The 18,290-nt window shown below is 75.0% G+C and carries 14 protein-coding genes, 1 rRNA gene and 1 pseudogene; 12 read left to right on the top strand and 4 right to left on the bottom strand.

The window, feature by feature from the left end; translation table 11 throughout:
• The 3 genes and pseudogenes from rrf to ACFYNO_RS23115 form a co-directional block, all read left to right on the top strand.
• A 5S ribosomal RNA gene (gene rrf, locus ACFYNO_RS23125) occupies positions 1–92 on the top strand; the annotation flags it as partial.
• 600 nt (positions 93–692) lie between these two features.
• Positions 693–1,526, top strand: a pseudogene (locus ACFYNO_RS23120) (hypothetical protein); the annotation flags it as partial.
• Between the two features lie 237 nt (positions 1,527–1,763).
• Entirely contained in the window at positions 1,764–2,627 is an 864-nt protein-coding gene (locus ACFYNO_RS23115) for a hypothetical protein (RefSeq protein WP_388015466.1), read from the top strand.
• An 85-nt stretch (positions 2,628–2,712) separates the two neighbouring features.
• On the opposite strand, the gene ACFYNO_RS23110 is transcribed toward ACFYNO_RS23115, so the two are convergent.
• The gene (locus tag ACFYNO_RS23110; RefSeq protein ID WP_388015430.1) at positions 2,713–4,089 is read right to left on the bottom strand and encodes a DUF1015 family protein; all 1,377 of its coding nucleotides are present in this window, start codon (positions 4,087–4,089) and stop codon (positions 2,713–2,715) included.
• A gap of 212 nt (positions 4,090–4,301) precedes the next feature.
• Here ACFYNO_RS23110 and ACFYNO_RS23105 point away from each other — a divergent pair, with 212 nt between their 5' ends.
• Both ACFYNO_RS23105 and ACFYNO_RS23100 read left to right on the top strand, forming a co-directional pair.
• Positions 4,302–4,817, top strand: coding sequence for a tetratricopeptide repeat protein (locus ACFYNO_RS23105; protein WP_388015427.1), 516 nt, complete (start codon positions 4,302–4,304; stop codon positions 4,815–4,817).
• Positions 4,814–5,842: an HAD-IIA family hydrolase gene (locus ACFYNO_RS23100; RefSeq protein ID WP_388015424.1), complete on the top strand. Its 1,029-nt coding sequence runs from the start codon at positions 4,814–4,816 to the stop codon at positions 5,840–5,842. Before ACFYNO_RS23105 ends, ACFYNO_RS23100 begins: the two co-directional genes overlap by 4 nt.
• A 16-nt stretch (positions 5,843–5,858) precedes the next feature.
• On the opposite strand, the gene ACFYNO_RS23095 is transcribed toward ACFYNO_RS23100, so the two are convergent.
• Positions 5,859–6,206 carry an SCP2 sterol-binding domain-containing protein gene (locus ACFYNO_RS23095; protein ID WP_388015421.1) on the bottom strand — a complete coding sequence of 116 codons (348 nt, stop codon included), beginning with the start codon at positions 6,204–6,206 and terminating at the stop codon, positions 5,859–5,861.
• Between the two features lie 139 nt (positions 6,207–6,345).
• Here ACFYNO_RS23095 and ACFYNO_RS23090 point away from each other — a divergent pair, with 139 nt between their 5' ends.
• The 4 genes from ACFYNO_RS23090 to ACFYNO_RS23075 all read left to right on the top strand — a co-directional run bounded on the left by ACFYNO_RS23090 (position 6,346) and on the right by ACFYNO_RS23075 (position 9,234).
• Positions 6,346–7,188, top strand: a complete 843-nt coding sequence (locus ACFYNO_RS23090; protein WP_388015418.1) for a hypothetical protein — start codon at positions 6,346–6,348, stop codon at positions 7,186–7,188.
• On the top strand, positions 7,181–7,441 hold the full coding sequence (locus ACFYNO_RS23085; protein WP_388015415.1) for a hypothetical protein: 261 nt from the start codon (positions 7,181–7,183) through the stop codon (positions 7,439–7,441). The genes ACFYNO_RS23090 and ACFYNO_RS23085 overlap by 8 nt, the downstream gene beginning before the upstream one ends.
• 13 nt (positions 7,442–7,454) lie before the next feature.
• Positions 7,455–8,261, top strand: a complete 807-nt coding sequence (locus tag ACFYNO_RS23080) for a TlyA family RNA methyltransferase (RefSeq protein ID WP_388015463.1) — start codon at positions 7,455–7,457, stop codon at positions 8,259–8,261.
• Positions 8,262–8,331: 70 nt separating this feature from the next.
• Positions 8,332–9,234 carry an NAD kinase gene (locus ACFYNO_RS23075; RefSeq protein WP_388015412.1) on the top strand — a complete coding sequence of 301 codons (903 nt, stop codon included), beginning with the start codon at positions 8,332–8,334 and terminating at the stop codon, positions 9,232–9,234.
• A gap of 10 nt (positions 9,235–9,244) precedes the next feature.
• Here ACFYNO_RS23075 and ACFYNO_RS23070 read toward each other — a convergent pair whose 3' ends face one another.
• Complete coding sequence (locus tag ACFYNO_RS23070) at positions 9,245–10,726, bottom strand: PLP-dependent aminotransferase family protein (RefSeq protein WP_388015409.1); 1,482 nt, start codon at positions 10,724–10,726, stop codon at positions 9,245–9,247.
• 251 nt (positions 10,727–10,977) lie between these two features.
• Here ACFYNO_RS23070 and recN point away from each other — a divergent pair, with 251 nt between their 5' ends.
• Both recN and ACFYNO_RS23060 read left to right on the top strand, forming a co-directional pair.
• The gene (gene recN / locus ACFYNO_RS23065) at positions 10,978–12,711 is read left to right on the top strand and encodes a DNA repair protein RecN (RefSeq protein WP_388015460.1); all 1,734 of its coding nucleotides are present in this window, start codon (positions 10,978–10,980) and stop codon (positions 12,709–12,711) included.
• Between the two features lie 105 nt (positions 12,712–12,816).
• A complete protein-coding gene (locus ACFYNO_RS23060) occupies positions 12,817–13,989 on the top strand; it encodes a glycosyltransferase family 4 protein (RefSeq protein WP_388015407.1) in 1,173 nt (390 codons plus the stop codon).
• A 7-nt stretch (positions 13,990–13,996) separates the two neighbouring features.
• Here the strand turns inward: ACFYNO_RS23060 and ACFYNO_RS23055 are convergent, their stop codons facing one another.
• Positions 13,997–15,961, bottom strand: coding sequence for a glycoside hydrolase family 15 protein (locus ACFYNO_RS23055; RefSeq protein WP_388015457.1), 1,965 nt, complete (start codon positions 15,959–15,961; stop codon positions 13,997–13,999).
• Between the two features lie 692 nt (positions 15,962–16,653).
• Here ACFYNO_RS23055 and ACFYNO_RS23050 point away from each other — a divergent pair.
• Positions 16,654–18,288, top strand: a complete 1,635-nt coding sequence (locus ACFYNO_RS23050; protein ID WP_388015404.1) for a CTP synthase — start codon at positions 16,654–16,656, stop codon at positions 18,286–18,288.
• Positions 18,289–18,290: the final 2 nt, after the last annotated feature.

Below are 18,290 nucleotides of genomic sequence, written 5' to 3'. Positions count from 1 at the left end.
CGCCCGGTTACATTCCGAACCCGGAAGCTAAGCCTCATAGCGCCGATGGTACTGCAGGGGGGACCCTGTGGGAGAGTAGGACGCCGCCGAACAATTATTCAAAGGCCGTGGCCCCAGCGATGAGCTGGGGCCACGGCCTTTTTGCTTTTCCGGATCGAATGGGATCCGCAGGACCGATGAGATCCGGCCGGCGCCGCTCCAGGCGCGAGGCCGGACCCGATGCTCGACAATGAAAGTGGTGCCTGTCTCGCGGCCGGCACCCAGCTGGGAAGAACGGTTCGCCGTTCGGCCGCGTGCCCGTGGCCCCAGCCGCTGATGATGTAGAAGGAGTTACCGCGATGTCGAACCCGCCCCAGGACCGCCCCGAGCGCCGATCCGGCGACGGCCGAGGCTACGAGCCGCGCTCCCGTGGTGGGTGGTCGAACGACCGTGGCCCGCGCCGGGACGACCGTGACGGCGGCAACCGCCGTGACGACCGCGACCGCGGTGGTGACCGCGGTGGCAACTTCCGCCGCGACGACCGCCCGTCGAACGGTGACCGTGACCGCGGTGGTGATCGTGGTGGCTACCGTCCCTCCGGTGACCGTCCGTCCTACGGCGACCGTGACCGCGGTGGCGACCGGGGTGGCTACCGTCCCTCCGGCGACCGCCCGTCCTACGGCGACCGCGACCGCGGTGGCGACCGTGGCGGCAACTTCCGTCGCGACGACCGGCCTTCCGGTGATCGTGGTGGCTACCGTCCCTCCGGTGACCGTCCGTCCTACGGCGACCGCGACCGTGGCGGCGACCGGGGTGGCTACCGTCCCTCCGGCGACCGTCCCTCGTACGGCGACCGTGACCGTGGCGGCGACCGTGGCGGCAGCTTCCGCCGTGACGACCGCCCGGGCGGTGACCGCGGCGGGTTCCGTCGCGACGACCGTCCGTCCTACGGTGACCGTGACCGTGGCGGCGAGCGTGGCAGCAACTTCCGTCGCGATGACCGGCCTTCCGGTGATCGTGGTGGCTACCGTCCCTCCGGCGACCGTCCGTCCTACGGTGACCGCGACCGCGGTGGCGACCGGGGTGGCTTCCGTCCCTCCGGCGACCGTCCGGGCGGTGACCGCGGCGGCTTCCGTCGCGACGACCGTCCGTCCGGCGACCGTGGCAGCAGCTTCCGTCGGGACGACCGTCCCTCGGGCGACCGTGGCGGGTTCCGTCGTGACGACCGTCCGTCCTACGGTGACCGTGACCGTGGTGGCGACCGGGGTGGCTTCCGTCCCTCCGGCGACCGTCCGGGCGGTGACCGCGGCGGCTTCCGTCGCGACGACCGTCCGTCCGGCGACCGTGGCAGCAGCTTCCGTCGCGACGACCGTCCCTCGGGCGACCGTGGCGGCTTCCGCCGCGACGACCGTCCGTCCTATGGCGACCGCGACCGCGGTGGCGACCGGGGTGGCTACCGTCCCTCCGGTGACCGTCCGTCCTACGGCGACCGTGACCGCGGCAGCAACTTCCGTCGCGACGACCGTCCCTCGGGCGACCGTGGCGGCTTCCGCCGCGACGACCGTCCCTCCTACGGCGACCGTGGCGGCCGCCCGGGTGGCGGCGAGCGCCGTCCGTACGGTGACCGCGACCGGGGCGGGGACCGCGGCGGGTACCGTCGTGACGACCGTCCGTCCTACGGCGACCGTGACCGCGGCGGGTACGACGACCGCCGGGGCACCCAGGAGCCGGTGCACCGCCTCCCGATCCCGGAGGACGTCACCGGGGCGGAGCTGGACTCCGATGTGCGCCAGGAGCTGAAGAGCCTGCCGAAGACGCTGGCCGACGACGTCGCCTGCAACCTGGTGATGGTCGCCCGCCTGCTCGACACCGAGCCGGAGGAGGCCTACAAGTACTCCCGGGTCGCGCTGCGGCTGGCCTCCCGGGTCGCCTCGGTCCGCGAGGCGGCGGGCTTCGCCTCCTACATGACCCAGCGGTACTCCGAGGCGCTGACCGAGTTCCGCGCCGCCCGCCGGATGACCGGCCGCGCCGACCTGTGGCCCGTGATGGCCGACTGCGAGCGCGGCCTCGGCCGCCCGGAGAAGGCGCTGGCGATGGCCGGCGAGCCCGAGGTGAAGCAGCTGGACAAGGCCGGCCAGGTCGAGATGCGCCTGGTCGCGGCCGGTGCGCGCGGTGACATGGGCCAGTTCGACGCCGCCGTGGTGACCCTGCAGAGCCCGGAGCTGGCCTCCAACTCGGTGCAGCCGTGGACCGCCCGCCTGCGCTACGCCTACGCCGAGGCGCTGATCGCCGCCGACCGGGCCGACGAGGCCCGCGAGTGGTTCGCCAAGGCCGCCGACGCCGACCCGGAGGGCATGACCAACGCCTCCGAGCGCCTGGCCGAGATCGACGGCCTGGAGTTCGTGGACGCGCTGGACCCGGAGGCCGCGGCCGACGAGGAGGACGAGGAAGCGGCCGAGGAGGAGCCGGCCCGCCGCCCCGCCCGGGACACCCGGACGGACGAGGGCCACGACTCGGTGATCTTCGAGGAGGACGAGGACGTCGAGGAGTACTACGACGAGGACGACCTCGAGATCGAGGACGCCTCCGCCGACGAGCTCGACCGGATCGACGAGGACCGCGAGGGCCGTCGCGAGGACCGCGACTGACCTGGGCACGTGAACCGGTGCCACCTGAAAGGGGGTGGCCCCCGACCCGCCGCACGCGGGCCGGGGGCCACCCCCTTCGGCATGTTCAGCCCAGGTCGAGGCTGCGCAGCACCAGCCCGGTGGCCGGCTTCGGGCCGAAGGAGGTCGACTTCCGGGGCATGGTGACGCCCTGCTCGGCCAGCCGACGCACCACGCCCTCGTCCACCGGGTGGAGCAGCACCGCCGTGCCGCCGGCCTGCGCGGCCTCGCGCTCGGCCGCGGCGGCCGTGTGCAGGTAGCCGATCTCCTCGGCGCTGTCCGGCACCCGCCAGACCCGGTCCAGCAGCACGGCGTGCAGCACGGTGGCGTCCAGCCGCCGCCACTCCTCGGGCTTGTCCCGGGGGACGGCGCTGTCCAGCAGCGGCTGGTCCGGCCCGGTCAGCAGCAACCGCTCGCCGGTGCCGCCGGTCAGCACGAAGGCGTTGCCGCCCTGCCGGTTCGCCTCGGCGAGCGCGGCCAGCGCGTCGGCCAGGGTGCCGTCCAGCCGCTGCAGCCGCCAGCCGTCCTGCTCCGGCTTGAGCGCCGCCACGGCCTGTTCGAGCGGCAGCCGGTAGAGCACCCGGTGGATCGCCCGGACCCGCAGCGGGTAGCGGGCGGTGTCCACCAGCAGCACCATGCCCCGGTCCCAGGGGCTGAACGGCAGGTGGCGGTGCTCGCGCTGCAGCCGCAGGTACATCTCCCAGCGGTGGTGCCCGTCGGCGATCAGCGCCCGGCAGGTGGCCAGGTCGCGGCCGATCTCGGCGAGCTCGGCCGGGTCGGTGACCGCCCAGAGCCGGTGCCGGGTGCCGTCCGAGGTGGTGGTGGTCAGCAGCGGCTCGCCGGTGACGGTGCGCTCGATCACGCCGGAGGCGCCGCCCTTGCCGCGGTAGGTGAGCAGCAGCGGCTCCAGGTTGGCCCGGGTGGTGCGCATCAGGCCGACCCGGTCGGCGACCGGCCGGGGCATCACGTCCTCGTGCGGCAGCACCACGCCGCCCTCCTTGCCGCTGACCGCCAGCGCGCCGATCAGGCCGCGCTGCAGCAGTTCGCCGGAGGGGCTGTCGGCGGCGGTCCGCTGTTCGTAGACGTAGAGCGCGGGCCTCGGGTCGGCGGCCAGCACACCCTCGCGGCGCCAGGCGGCGAGCAGCCGGGCGGCGTGCCGGTAGCGGGTGTCGCGGTCCGGGCGCTCGCCGTTGTCCTCCGGCTCGGGGCGCGGCAGGATCAGTCGGACCACGTTGTGCGGGTCGGCGGTCTCCAGGCCGATCCGGCGGTGCGGGTCCACCACGTCGTAGGGCGGCGAGGTGACGGAGGCGAGGGTGCCGACCCGCTCGGGCACGTACCGCAGGCCGCGGAACGGGGACAGCGACAGTCCCGCGGTGGCCACGTGACCGGGGTCGCCGGGACCGCCGGCGGACGCTGGGGCGGGCTCGGCGTTTCGTGCGCTCATGTGATCTCTCCCGAGGGTGTCCGGCGGGTGGGCCGGTGGAGACTCAGTCGGTCCGGGCCGCGGGGTTGGTGCGGCGCCGGGGGTGGAGGGTGCGCGGGGCGTCGACTCCGGTGGGCAGTGGTCAATCTGGGAAGGGTATCGGGGACAGGGGTTGTTCCCCGATCTTGGGGAACAATCCGTGGTCACGGGAGCGGAACGGGACGAGGCCGGGCATGAGTGGTGGACAGGGGCAGGCCGCCGGCGGGGCGGGCGAGGGACCGGTGGCGGGCTCGGGCCGCCCGGCCGGTGACGTCTACGAGTGGTTCCGGCGCGGCGAGCAGCTGCTGGCGGAGGGGCATCCGGCGGCGGCCGAACAGCTGCTGGCCCGGGCCTCGGAGGCCGAGCCCGATTCCAAGCGGATCCGGGAGTCGCTGGCCCGGGCGCAGTTCGACGCGGGCGCCTACGCCGCGGCGGCGGAGAACTTCCGGGCCGTCGCCCAGGCCGACCCGGCGGACGACTACGCTCAGTTCGGCTGGGGCGTCGCGGCCGCCCGGCTGGGCGACTTCGAGACCTCGGTGGAGCACCTGGCGCTGGCGGTGGCGATGCGGCCGCAGGACGAGCGGTACCGCCGGGCACTGCGCCAGTCGCGGGCCACCCTGGCGGCCCGCGCGGGCGCCTACGGCCCGCTGCTGCCCGGCGCCCCCGGCTACGTACCGCCGCAGGACCGACCGAAGGACGAAGACGCATGACGACCGCCCAGCTGCCCGGAGCCAGTGACCAGCCGCTCGCTGCGGCCTACGACACGGCGCTGCTCGACCTGGACGGCGTGGTCTACGCCGGCGCGGCGGCGATCGACCACGCGGTGGAGGCGCTGGCCGAGGCGCGCGGCGGCGGCATGCGGCTGGCCTACGTGACCAACAACGCCTCCCGGCCGCCCCGGGTGGTGGCCGAGCACCTGACCGAGCTGGGCGTGCCCGCCGAGCCGGCCGACGTGATCAACTCCGCGCAGGCCGCCGCCCGGCTGGTCGCCGAGAAGGTGCCGGCCGGGTCGAAGGTACTGGTGATCGGCGGCGCGGGCCTGGTGGAGGCGCTGGCCGAGCGCGGCCTGGTCGCGGTGGAGCGGCTGGACGAGGGGCCGGCGGCCGTGGTGCAGGGCTTCGACCCCTCGGTGGGCTGGGAGCGGCTGGCCGAGGCGGCGTACGCGGTGCAGGCGGGGCTGCCCTGGGTGGCCTCCAACACCGACATGTCGATCCCGACCGCGCGCGGCACCGCCCCCGGCAACGGCACCCTGGTGGCGGCCGTCAGCGCGGCCACCGGCGTGACGCCGGAGGTGGCGGGCAAGCCGCTGCCGCCGATGCACCGGGAGACGGTGCTGCGGACCGGTGCGAAGCGGCCGCTGGTGGTCGGCGACCGGCTGGACACCGACATCGAGGGCGCGTTCAACGGCGGGGTGGACAGCCTGCTGGTCTTCACCGGCGTGGCCACCCCGGCCCAGCTGCTCGCCGCCCCGGCGCAGCACCGGCCGACCTACCTGGCCGCCGACCTGCGCGGGCTGCTGGAGCCGCACCCCGGGGTGACGGCGCTGGCGGACGGCGGCTTCGACTGCCGGGGCAGCCGGGCCGTGGTGGTCGACGGGGAGCTGCGGCTCACGGGTTCGGGCTCGGCGGACCGGTACGACGGCCTGCGGGCGCTCTGCGCGGCGGCCTGGGCGGCGCTGGACCGCGACGGGGCGCCGGCCGACGGGCGGAAGGCGCTGGCCGAGCTGGGGTTCTGAGCGGCGGCTCCGGAGCTCAGAGCAGGGTGCGCAGCCGCAGCAGGTCGCGGATGCCGGCCTCCAGCTTGACCCGTCCGGCGGCCCAGGCCTTGGCGAAGTTCAGCCGGCCGTCGACCAGCGCGACCAGGTCGTCGCTGGTCATGGTGAGCCGAATGGCGGCCTTGCCGTCCGGCGCGCCGGGCGACTGCACCACGTCCTCGATCCGCCCGCCGCGCAGGGTGCCGGTGAAGGTCAGGTCCAGGTCGGTCAGCCGGCAGCTGAGCGAGCGGTCGAGGGCGGCGGCGCTGCGCACCTTGCCGTCGGCGACGGACAGGTTGCGGCTCAGCTGCTCCAGCGCGGCGCGGCACTCGTCGGGGTCGGCCATGGTCTCGCACTCCCTGTGTCGGGCTGCCGGGTGGACCGGGTCACGCTAACGCACCGGCTGGACCGATTGCTGCCGCACGCCCACCGGGTCAGGAGGTAGCGTCAGCAGCGGGCAACGGTCGGTGGAGGAGGCAGCGGGAATGCGGCAGGTGCTTCGGCAGTACGTGGAGTTGGCCGCCGGCCTGGCGGAGGAGGCCGGCAAACGGGTGGTGGTCACGGCCGCCGGGCTGCTCGACAAGGCCGGCGTGGACGTGGCGGCGGCCGAGCGGAACGTCAGCACGCTGGCCCAGGAGGTGGTCACCGTCTCGCGCGGCGGCATCGACCTGGCGGTCGGGCTGGTCCGGGCGGAGGCGGAGAAGGCGGTCGAGCGGGTCGGCAAGCTCGGCGACCAGGTGGTGAAGGTCGGCGTCGTCCTGGAGTACCTGGAGGGCAAGCTGCGCGGCCTGGAGGACCCGGGCGGCACGGCGGAGCCCGCCGAGAGCCGGCCGCCCGCCCGGGCGGAGGGGCTGTTCGCCGCGGACTGGGCGCCCGAGCAGGACCGGGAGCCCGGGCCGGAGCCGGAACCGCTGCACGCGCAGGGGGCGGACGCGGCGTTCGAGGTGCCGGTCACGGTGGTGGACGCGGGGGAGCCGGCGGCCGCGAAGCCCGTGAAGAAGGCGGCGCGGAAGGCAGCGGAGAAGACTCCCGGCGCGGCGGACGGCGAGGCGCAGGCCAGGAAGGCTGCGGCGAAGAAGACCGCGGTGAAGAAGGCTCCGGCGGCCACGAAGACCGCGGCCACGAAGACCGCGGCCACGACGACCGCGGCCACGAAGACCGCGGCCACGAAGACCGCGGCCAAGAAGGCCGCCGCTACGAAGACCGCCGCCACCAAGAAGGCGGCGGCCGCCAAGAAGACCGCCGCCGCCAAGAAGACCGCGGCGAAGAAGACCACCCCGCGCAAGGCCGCGCCGAAGAAGCAGGAGACGGGCGAGCAGGATGACTGACGAAGCCGCCGAAGCCGCCGAAGCCCCCGCCGCCCCCGCCGCGCCCGAGGACTCCGCCCTGCTCTGGTCCCCCGAGCCCGAGCCGCTGGGCGTGCCGGTGGAGCCCACCGGCCACCCCGAGGTGGACGCCGAGCTGGCCGGTCTCGACCGACTGGACGGGGTGCCGACCGTCGAGCATCCGGCGGTGTACGAAAATGTCCAGCAGAGGCTGAACGCCATCCTCACCGCACTGGACGAGCACGCTAGGAGCTGAACCCCCCGTGGCCGTGGCACGACGCCGACTCGACGCCGAACTGGTCCGCCGCAACCTGGCCAGGTCGCGCGAGCACGCCAGCGAGCTGATCGCCGCCGGGCGGGTGAGCGTGGGCGGCGCCGTGGCGTCCAAGTCCGCCACCCAGGTGGAGACCTCCGCCGCCGTGGTGGTCGCCAAGGACGACAACGACCCGGACTACGTCTCCCGCGGCGGCCACAAGCTGGCCGGCGCCTTCGCGGCCTTCGTGCCGCAGGGCCTGGTGGTGGAGGGGCGGCGGGCGCTGGACGCGGGCGCCTCGACCGGCGGCTTCACCGACGTGCTGCTGCGGGCCGGCGCGGCCCGGGTGCTGGCGGTGGACGTCGGCTACGGGCAGCTGGCCTGGTCGCTGCAGAGCGACGAGCGGGTGGTGGTGATGGACCGCACCAACGTCCGCGAGCTGACCCCGGAGCTGATCGGCGGCGAGCCGGTGGACCTGGTGGTGGGCGACCTGTCGTTCATCTCGCTGGGCCTGGTGCTCCCGGCGCTGGCCTCCTGCGCGGCGCCGGACGCCGATCTGGTGATGATGGTGAAGCCGCAGTTCGAGATCGGCAAGGAGCGGCTGGGCAGCGGCGGGGTGGTCCGCAGCCCGCAGCTGCGGGCCGAGATGGTCCGTCAGGTGGCGGCGCAGGCCTGGGAGTTGGGCCTGGGAGTGCGGGCCGTGACGGCCAGCCCGCTGCCGGGGCCGTCGGGTAATGTCGAGTACTTCCTGTGGCTGCGCCGGGACGCCGGGCCGCTCGATCCGGCCGAGGCCGACCGGGCCGTCGCTGAAGGACCCAAGTAGGGGGCGGGGCCCTCGATAGGCTGCCGACCTGGCACGTCGAGGGCGACCGGTAGACGTTGGGAGAGGGCAATTGAGCGAGGAACGTACGGTCTTCCTGATCGCGCACACCGGCCGTGAGACGGCGCTGCGCAGCGTGGAGCAGCTGGTGCAGGGCCTGCTCAAGGCCGGCCTGAAGATCAGACTGCTGGAGGCCGAGGCGGTCGATCTCGATCTGCCCGACGGGGTGGAGACCGTGCCGCCCGGGCACGGCGCGGCCGACGGCTGCGAGCTGATCCTGGTGGCCGGCGGCGACGGCACCCTGCTGCGCGGCGCCGAGCTGGCCCGGGACAGCGGGCTGCCGATGCTCGGGATCAACCTGGGCCGGGTCGGCTTCCTGGCCGAGGCCGAGCGGGACGACCTGGCGGTGGTGGTCGAGCGGGTGGTGGACCGCACCTACGAGGTCGAGGAGCGGATGACCCTGGACGTGCTGGTGCGCACCAACGGCGACGTGGTGCACCAGGACTGGGCGCTGAACGAGGCCTCGGTCGAGAAGGCCTCCCGGGAGCGGATGCTCGAGGTGGTGACCGAGGTGGACGGCCGCCCGGTCTCCAACTTCGGCTGCGACGGCGTGGTGCTCTCCACCCCCACCGGCTCGACCGCCTACGCCTTCTCCGGCGGCGGCCCGGTGGTCTGGCCGGAGGTGGAGGCGCTGCTGATGGTGCCGATCAGCGCGCACGCGCTGTTCGCCCGCCCGCTGGTCACCTCGCCGGACTCGGTGCTGGCGGTGGAGGTCATGCCGAAGACCCCGCACGGGGTGCTCTGGTGCGACGGGCGGCGCTCCTCGGAGCTGCCGGCCGGGGCCCGGGTGGAGGTGCGGCGCGGGCAGGTGCCGGTGCGGCTGGCCCGGCTGCACCGGGCGCCGTTCACCGACCGGCTGGTGGCCAAGTTCGCGCTGCCGGTGACCGGCTGGCGGGGCCGCACCGGCAACTGCTGAGCGCCCGCGGTCAGAAGGCGGCGGGGGCCGGCCCGGTGGTCCGGCCGCCGTCGCGCAGGGCCAGCTCGGCGGTGGCGGCCAGCCGCTCGACGGTCGCCGCGGCGGCCTGCGGCGGCACGGTGAGCGGCAGCCGCAGATAGCCCTCGAAGGCGCCGTCCAGGCCGAAGAGCGAGCCGGCCGCGATCCGCACGCCGGTGTGCTCGCCGGCCCGGGCCAGCGCGCCGCCGGAGAGCCCGCCGGTGTCCAGCCAGAGCGTCATGCCGCCGGCCGGCTCGGCGAACCGCCACTGCGGCAGCCGCTCGCGCAGTGCGGGCAGCAGGGCCCCGGCCGCCGCCCGCAGCTCGGCCAGCCGCAGTTCGCGCAGCTCGTCCAGCCGGTCGTCGAGCAGCTGGGCGCAGACCAGCTGCTCCAGCACCGGCGTGCCGTGGTCGTGGTGCAGCCGGGCGGCGGCGAGCCGGCGGACCAGCGCGGGCGCCGCCCGCAGCCAGCCGATCCGCAGGCCGCCCCAGGCGAGCTTGCTGGCCGAGCCGACGGTGATCACCCGGGTGTCCCGGTCCAGTGCGGCCAGCGGGCGCGGCAGCTCGGCGGCGGGCACGTTCCAGGCCAGCTCGGCCATGGTCTCGTCCACCACCAGCAGGGTGTCGGCGGTGCGGGCGGCGGCCAGCAGGCCGCGGCGCTGCTCCTCGTCGATCAGTGCGCCGGTCGGGTTCTGGAAGTCGGGCACCAGGTAGGCCAGCCGCGGGGCGGCGCCGCGCAGCACCTGCCGCCAGCCGGCCAGGTCCCAGCGCGGCAGCTCGGTGGGCCGCTCGCGCTGCAGCGGCACGGCGACCAGCCGGGCGCCGGCGGTGCGCAGGGCCCGCGGCACGTGGGCGTAGCCGGGGGTCTCCACGGCGGCCCGCTCACCGGTGCGCAGCAGGGTGTGGAAGACCAGCCCGAGGGCGCTCATCGCGCCGGAGGTGATCAGCACCTGGTCGGGGGTGGTGGGCAGGCCGCGCGCGGTGAACCGGCGGGCCACGGCCTCGCGGAGCACCGGCAGGCCGCTCGGGTAGTGGCCGTGGCCGAGCGCGTAGGCGGGCAGCTGTTCGACGGCCCGGGCGGCGGCCTCGCCGAGCAGCGCCTGCGGGGCGGCGGGGGAGGCGGCGCCGAGGTCGACCGGCTGCCCGGCGGCGTCGGGCGGGACGGGGAAGAGGCCGTCGGCGGGTGGCCGGCAGCCGGCCGGCAGCGCCGTCCAGCTGCCCGCGCCGCGGCGGCTGTGCAGGAAGCCGGACTGGCGCAGCTCCTGGTAGGCGGCGGCGATGGTGGTGCGGCTGAGCGCGAGGGCGGCGGAGAGCTCGCGCTCGGCGGGCAGCCGGGTGCCGACCGGCAGTCGGCCCTCGGCGACCAGTTGCCGCAGCTGCCCGGCCAGCGCCCGGTAGGCGGGCCGGGCGCCGTCGGGGGCGCCCAGCAGCCGGGCCAGCGCGGGCGGGGCGATGGTGCTCTGCCACTCGGCCATCTCGACCAGTCCAGTTCGCTCGGATTGGCCCCGCCGGACCGGCGGGTGGACTCCTCATGATGACAGGTGCCCGGTCCACCCGACCCGCCCGCCCGAACGGATGAACCAGGCGGCGCCCGGTTGACCCGCGACACCCGTTCGGAAGACACGCCCCCCGCGGCCCGCCCCGCCCGCGCGGGGCCGCCGGGGGCCGCTCCTCCTCCCACGCCCCGGCAGCCGGAGGGTCTAAGGTCGTCACCGTGTTGGACGAGATGCGGATACGGGATCTGGGCGTCATCGACGACGCGGTGGTGGAGCTGGCCCCCGGTTTCACGGTCGTGACCGGCGAGACCGGTGCGGGCAAGACCATGGTGGTGACCAGCCTCGGCCTGCTGCTGGGCGGCCGGGCCGACCCCGGACTGGTCCGCCACGGCGCCGAGCGGGCCGTGGTGGAGGGCCGGCTGGCCCTGCCGGCCGACTCCCCGGTGGCCGCCCGGGCCGTCGAGGCCGGCGCCGAACTGGACGAGGGCGCGCTGCTGATCAGCCGCACCGTCTCGGCCGAGGGCCGCTCCCGGGCGCACGTCGGCGGCCGCTCGGTGCCGGTCGGCCTGCTCGCCGAGCTGGGCGAGGACCTGGTCGCCGTGCACGGCCAGAGCGACCAGCAGCGGCTGCTCCGCCCGGCCCGCCAGCGCGGCGCGCTGGACCGCTACGCCGGGCAGGCGGTGGCCGGGCCGCTGGCCCGCTACCGCGCCGGCTACCGGCGGCTGCGCGAGGTCGCCGAGACGCTGGAGGAGCTGACCACCCGGGCCCGGGAGCGGGCCCAGGAGGCCGACCTGCTGCGGTTCGGCCTGGACGAGGTGGCCGCCGCCGAGCCGGTGGCCGGCGAGGAGATCGAGCTGGCCGCCGAGGCCCAGCGGCTGGGCCACGCCGACGCGCTCTCCTCCGCCGCCGTGCTCGGGCACGCCGCGCTGGCCGGCGACCCGGCCGACCCGGACCTGGTGGACGCCGGCACCCTGCTCGGCCAGGCCCGCCGGGCCGTCGACGCGGTGCGCGAGCACGACGAGCGGCTGGCCGCGCTGGCCGACCGGCTGACCGAGGTGGGCTACCTGCTCGCCGACGTGGCCGGCGACCTGGCGCTCTACGCCGACGACCTGGACGCCGACCCGGCCCGGCTGGCCGCGGTCGAGGAGCGGCGCGCGGTGCTGGCGCAGCTGATCCGCAAGTACGGCGGCGCCGAGGGCACCGTCGCCGAGGTGGTGGCCTGGGCCGAGCAGGGCGCGCTGCGGCTGGCCGAGCTGGACGGCGACGACGACCGGGTCGAGGAGCTGTCCGCCGAGCACACGCGGCTGCGGGCCGAGCTGGCCGAGCTGGCCGCCGAGGTCTCCGCGGCCCGCGCGGCCGCCGCCGGGGAGTTCGCCGAGGCGGTCTCGGTGGAGCTGACCGAGCTGGCCATGCCGCACGCCCGGGTCACCTTCGGCCTCACCCGGCTGGACGACCCGGACGGCCTGGAGCTGGACGGCCGCACCGTCGCCTACGGCCCGCACGGCGTGGACGAGGTCGCGGTGCTGCTCGCTCCCAACCCCGGCGCCCCGCCCCGTCCGATCGCCAAGGGCGCCTCCGGCGGTGAGCTGTCCCGGGTGATGCTCGCCGTCGAGGTGGTCTTCGCCGGTGCCGACCCGGTGCCGACCTACCTCTTCGACGAGGTGGACGCGGGCGTCGGCGGCAAGGCCGCGGTGGAGATCGGCCGCCGGCTGGCCAAGCTGGCCCGCTCCGCCCAGGTCGTGGTGGTCACCCACCTGCCCCAGGTGGCGGCCTTCGCCGACCGGCACCTGGTGGTGGAGAAGACCAACGACGGCACGGTGACCCGAAGCGGCGTCAAGACCCTGACCGACGAGGAGCGGGTGCGCGAACTCTCCCGGATGCTCGCGGGCCTGGAGGACTCCGAGCTGGGCCGTGCGCACGCCGAGGAACTTCTCGCCACCGCCCGGGCGCCCAGGCAGGGGTGACGCCTCCCGTGGTGCCGACTGTCCAAGACCACTCGGCACCTGGCATGGTGGCGACCGGACCGTGATCCAACGGGTCCCCAACAGAGCGAGTCGGAGCGAGACGACGTGGACCTTTCCATCGCCCGGAACGGCGCGGCCGGCCGGGAGACGGGCCAGCTGCACGTGGTGCTGGTGCTGTCCGCCGGCAGCGGCGGGATCGGCGCCCATGTGCGCTCCCTGGCCCAGGGCCTGACGGCGCACGGGGTCAAGGTGACGCTCTGCGCACCGGCCGACTCGGACCAGCTCTTCGGCTTCTCCCGCACCGGCGCGGTCTTCCACCCCGTGGAGATCACCGCCACCTCCGGCGCCCGCAGCGACGCCACCGCGATCGGCGAGCTGCGCCGCGCTTTCACCGGCGCCGACCTGGTGCACGCGCACGGCCTGCGGGCCGGCCTGCTCTCCGACCTGGCGCTGCGCACCGCCGGCCGGCTGCCGGGCCTGCGCCCGGAGACGCCGCTGGTGGTGACGTTCCATCACGCGCTGCTCGCCACCGGCCTGGAGCGCCGGCTGCAGCGCCTGATGGAGCGCCGGGTGGCCCGGTCCGCGGACCTGGTGCTCGGCGCCTCCTCCGACCTGGTCGCCCGGGCCCGCGAGCTGGGCGCCACCGACGCCCGGCTCGGCCCGGTGGCCGCCCCGCCGCTGGCGCCCGGCGAGCTGACCCAGGATCAGGCCAGGGCCGCCCTGCTGGCCCCCGGCGAGCGCGACCGCCCGCTGGTGCTGGCGATCGGGCGGCTGGTGCCGCACAAGGGCTTCGGCCAGCTGCTGGAGGGCTCGGCCCGGCTGCTCGGCGGCCCCGGCCCGGCACCGCTGGTGCTGCTCGCCGGGGACGGCCCCGAGGCGGCCGAGCTGCGCGAGCGGATCGAGGCCGAACAGCTGCCGGTGCGGCTGCTCGGCCACCGCACCGACGTGCCGGAGCTGCTGGCCGCCGCCGACGCGGTGGTGATCAGCAGCCGCTGGGAGGCCCGCTCGGCGGTCGCCCAGGAGGCGCTGCGGGCCGGCGTGCCGCTGGTCGCGACGGCCGTCGGCGGGATCCCGGAGCTGGTCGGCGACGCGGCGGTGCTGGTGCCCGCCGGCGACCCGGCGGCGCTCGGCACCGCCGTTCGCGAACTGCTGGCCGACCCCGCCCGCCGGGCCGCGCTGGCCGCGGCCGGCCCGGTCCAGGCCGAGACCTGGCCGGACGAGGCGGCCACCGTGGCGCAGGTGCTCAGCACCTACGACGAGCTGGTCCAGCACCCCTGAGGGCGGCTCAGACCGCCTGGCTGACCGCCCGCGCGGCCGGCTGGCCCTGCGGGGCCAGGTAGGCGGCGCCGCAGGCGGTCAGCCGCAGCGCGGTGTCGATCAGCGGCACGTGGCTGAACGCCTGCGGGAAGTTGCCGACCTGCCGCTTCAGCCGCGGGTCCCACTCCTCGGCCAGCAGCCCCAGGTCGTTGCGCAGCGCCAGCAGCTTCTCGAACAGCTCCCGGGCCTCGCCCACCCGCCCGATCATCGCCAGGTCGTCGGCCAGCCAGAACGAGCAGGCCAGGAACGCCCCCTCGTGCCCGGACAGCCCGTCGACGTTGTGCCCCTGGTCGTCGTGCGTCGGGTAGCGCAGCACGAACCCGTCCTCGGTGGAGAGCTCGCGCTGGATCGCCTCGATGGTGCCGATCACCCGCTTGTCGTCCGGCGGCAGGAAGCCCACCTGCGGGATCAGCAGCAGCGAGGCGTCCAGCTCCCGGCCGCCGTAGTACTGGGTGAAGGTGTTGCGCTCCGGGTCGTAGCCCTTCTCGCAGACGTCCGCGTGGATCTCCTCGCGCAGCGCCCGCCAGCGGTCCAGGGGGCCCTCGGTCTCGGTCTGCTCGATCAGCTTGATGGTGCGGTCCACCGCCACCCAGGCCATCACCTTGGAGTGGACGAAGTGCCGGCGCGGCCCGCGCACCTCCCAGATCCCCTCGTCGGGGGCCTTCCAGTGCTCCTCCAGGTAGGAGATCAGCCGCAGCTGCAGCAGGTGGGCGTGGTCGCTGCGGGACAGCCCGGTCATCTGGGCCAGGTAGAGCGCCTCCACCACCTCGCCGTAGACGTCCAGCTGGAGCTGGCCGGCCGCGCCGTTGCCGACCCGGACCGGGGCCGAGCCCTCGTAGCCGGGCAGCCAGTCGAGCACCGACTCGTTCAACTCGCGCTGGCCGGTGATCGAGTACATGATCTGCAGGTTCTCCGGGTCGCCGGCCACCGCCCGCAGCAGCCACTCGCGCCAGGCCCGGGCCTCCTCCCGGTAGCCGGTGCGCAGCAGCGAGGAGAGGGTGATCGCGGCGTCCCGCAGCCAGGTGTAGCGGTAGTCCCAGTTGCGCTCACCGCCGATGTCCTCCGGCAGCGAGGTGGTGGGGGCGGCGACGATCCCGCCGGTCGGGGCGTAGGTGAGCGCCTTGAGGGTGACCAGCGAGCGGACCACCGCGTCCCGGTAGGGGCCCTGGTAGGTGCACTGGTCGACCCACTCCCGCCAGAACTGCTCGGTCAGCGCGAGCGCGTCCTCCGGGTCCGGGGCCTCCGGCGGGGCCAGGTGGGAGTGCTGCCAGGTGAGGGCGAAGGCCACCCGGTCGCCGGCCGAGACGGTGAAGTCGGCGTAGGTGGTCAGGTCGCGGCCGTAGGTTTCGGCCTCGCCGTCCAGCCAGACCGAGTCGGGGCCGGCCACCGCCACCGTGCGGTGGCCGCCGTCGGACTGCTCCACCCGGTGGACCCAGGGCACCACCTTGCCGTAGCTGAACCGCATGCGAAGGGCCGAGCGCATCCGCACCTGGCCGGAGACGCCCTCCACGATCCGGATCATCTGCGGCACCGGCTCCTGGTCGCTCAGGTGCCGCGGCGGCATGAAGTCGATCACCCGCACGGTGCCCCGGGGGGAGTCCCACTCGTGCTCCAGGACCAGCGAGTCGTCGCGGTAGCGGCGCCGGTCGGCGGGCACCGCCGGGGCGGCGGCGCTGCTCGGCACGGCCCGCCCGTCACCCGTATCGGTGAAGGGGGCGCGCGGCGCCGGGGCGGTGGGGGCGGGCCCGGCCGGGGCGGCCTCGGCCGGGCCGATCCGCCAGAACCCGTGTTCGTCGCTGCCGAGCAGGCCCGCGAAGACGGCGGGGGAGTCGAAGCGGGGCAGGCAGAGCCAGTCCACCGCCCCGTCTCTGCTGACCAGGGCGGCGGTCTGCATGTCCCCGATGAGTGCGTAGTCCTCGATACGGCCGGCCACGTGAATCTCCAGTTCGCGGTAGTGCTCGGCGGTCGCCGACACGGGCGGGAGCGGATACTGCGGAACCGGGGGACGCGGGCCCGGACCGGGGGTCCCCGGCGGCTCCGCTGGTGGCGGCGGCCGGGGACCGGCCGCGCGGAGCCGGTCTGGGCTCCTGGGCCTGGGCACTGCGGGGAACTGGTGGAGCGGGGAGTCCGGTCGCGCAGCGGGGACGGGAGGGAGTCGTCCGGACCCCGCGTCCTCGGCATGCTCTGCTGTCGGCGATGCGTCCGTGCAGAATACGACGACTGCCGGGGCCTCAGCACCCGGAAACGATCAGGTACCGCCGTCTGCCCAGGGTCTTTTCCGGAAAGTAGCTCTGGCGGGTGAGGTCCCCTGGTCGACGCGGCATCCGGTGGTGATCATTCCGGGTCAGTCCGGACTGCGCCGAGTGGCCCCCCGGGCGGCCCGCCGATCACCCGGGCGGGTCAGTGCGGAGGTGCGCGACCGCGTGCCGTTCACCTCGCTGATACCCTGGTACCCCGTGGACTGGTGGGATCAACCGCCCCGGATCCGCCGAACCGACGACCCCGGCTCCGAGCCGGTGGGTCGGATCAGGCGTCCGCATCCACCAGCGTCAGCTACGACACGCGAACCACGGGAGCCCCCTCTTGGCACAGCCCCATTCCGGCAAGGCGGCACACGGCCGCGCCGTGACGACCAAGCACCTCTTCGTCACCGGGGGTGTCGCCTCCTCGCTCGGCAAGGGGCTCACCGCCTCCAGCCTCGGTGCGCTGCTCAAGGCGCGCGGCCTGCGGGTGACGATGCAGAAGCTCGACCCGTACCTCAACGTGGACCCGGGCACCATGAACCCGTTCCAGCACGGCGAGGTCTTCGTCACCGACGACGGTGCCGAGACCGACCTGGACATCGGCCACTACGAGCGGTTCCTGGACACCAACCTGCACGGCTCGGCCAACGTCACCACCGGCCAGGTCTACTCGACGGTGATCGCCAAGGAGCGCCGCGGCGAGTACCTGGGCGACACCGTCCAGGTGATCCCGCACATCACCAACGAGATCAAGTCCCGGATCCGCCGGATGGCGACCGAGGACGTCGACGTGGTGATCACCGAGGTCGGCGGCACCGTCGGCGACATCGAGTCGCTGCCGTTCCTGGAGGCGGTCCGCCAGGTCCGCCACGAGGTCGGCCGGGACAACGTCTTCTTCGTACACGTCTCGCTGCTGCCCTACATCGGGCCGTCCGGCGAGCTGAAGACCAAGCCCACCCAGCACTCGGTGGCCGCGCTGCGCAACATCGGCATCCAGCCGGACGCGATCGTGCTGCGTGCCGACCGCGAGGTGCCGCAGGCGATCAAGCGCAAGATCTCGCTGATGTGCGACGTGGACGAGGAGGCCGTGGTCGCGGCCATCGACGCCAAGTCGATCTACGACATCCCCAAGGTGCTGCACGGCGAGGGCCTGGACGCCTACGTGGTGCGCCGGCTCGACCTGCCGTTCCGCGACGTCGACTGGACCACCTGGGACGACCTGCTGCGCCGGGTGCACGAGCCCCAGCACATCGTCAAGGTGGCGCTGGTCGGCAAGTACATCGACCTGCCGGACGCCTACCTGTCGGTGACCGAGGCGCTGCGGGCCGGCGGCTTCGCCAACAACGCCCGGGTCGAGATCAAGTGGGTCACCTCGGACGACTGCGAGACCCCCGAGGGCGCCCGCGAGCAGCTGGGCGACGTGGACGCCGTCTGCATCCCCGGCGGCTTCGGCGACCGCGGCGTCAACGGCAAGGTCGGTGCGATCACCTACGCCCGGGAGAACAAGATCCCGCTGCTGGGCCTCTGCCTGGGCCTGCAGTGCGTGGTGATCGAGGCGGCCCGCAACCTGGCCGGCCTGCCGGAGGCCAACTCCACCGAGTTCGACTCCACCACCAAGTTCCCGGTGATCTCCACCATGGCGGAGCAGCTGGCGATCGTGGACGGCAAGGGCGACCTGGGCGGCACCATGCGCCTGGGCCTCTACCCGGCCAAGCTGGCCGAGGGCTCGATCGTGCGCGAGGTCTACGCCGGCGAGCAGTACGTGGAGGAGCGCCACCGCCACCGCTACGAGGTCAACAACGCCTACCGGGCCGACCTGGAGAAGACCGGGCTGCAGTTCTCCGGCCTCTCGCCCAAGGGCGACCTGGTGGAGTACGTCGAGTACCCCCGCGAGGTGCACCCGTACCTGGTCGCCACCCAGGCGCACCCGGAGCTGAAGTCCCGCCCGACCCGCCCGCACCCGCTCTTCGCGGGCCTGGTGGCCGCGGCGATCAAGATCAAGACCGGGCAGCAGTAGCC

The sequence above is a fragment of the Kitasatospora sp. NPDC006697 genome (genome assembly GCF_042869935.1).
In the GTDB taxonomy this organism is placed as follows: domain Bacteria; phylum Actinomycetota; class Actinomycetes; order Streptomycetales; family Streptomycetaceae; genus Kitasatospora.
This window is presented reverse-complemented; position numbering and strand designations above follow the sequence as displayed.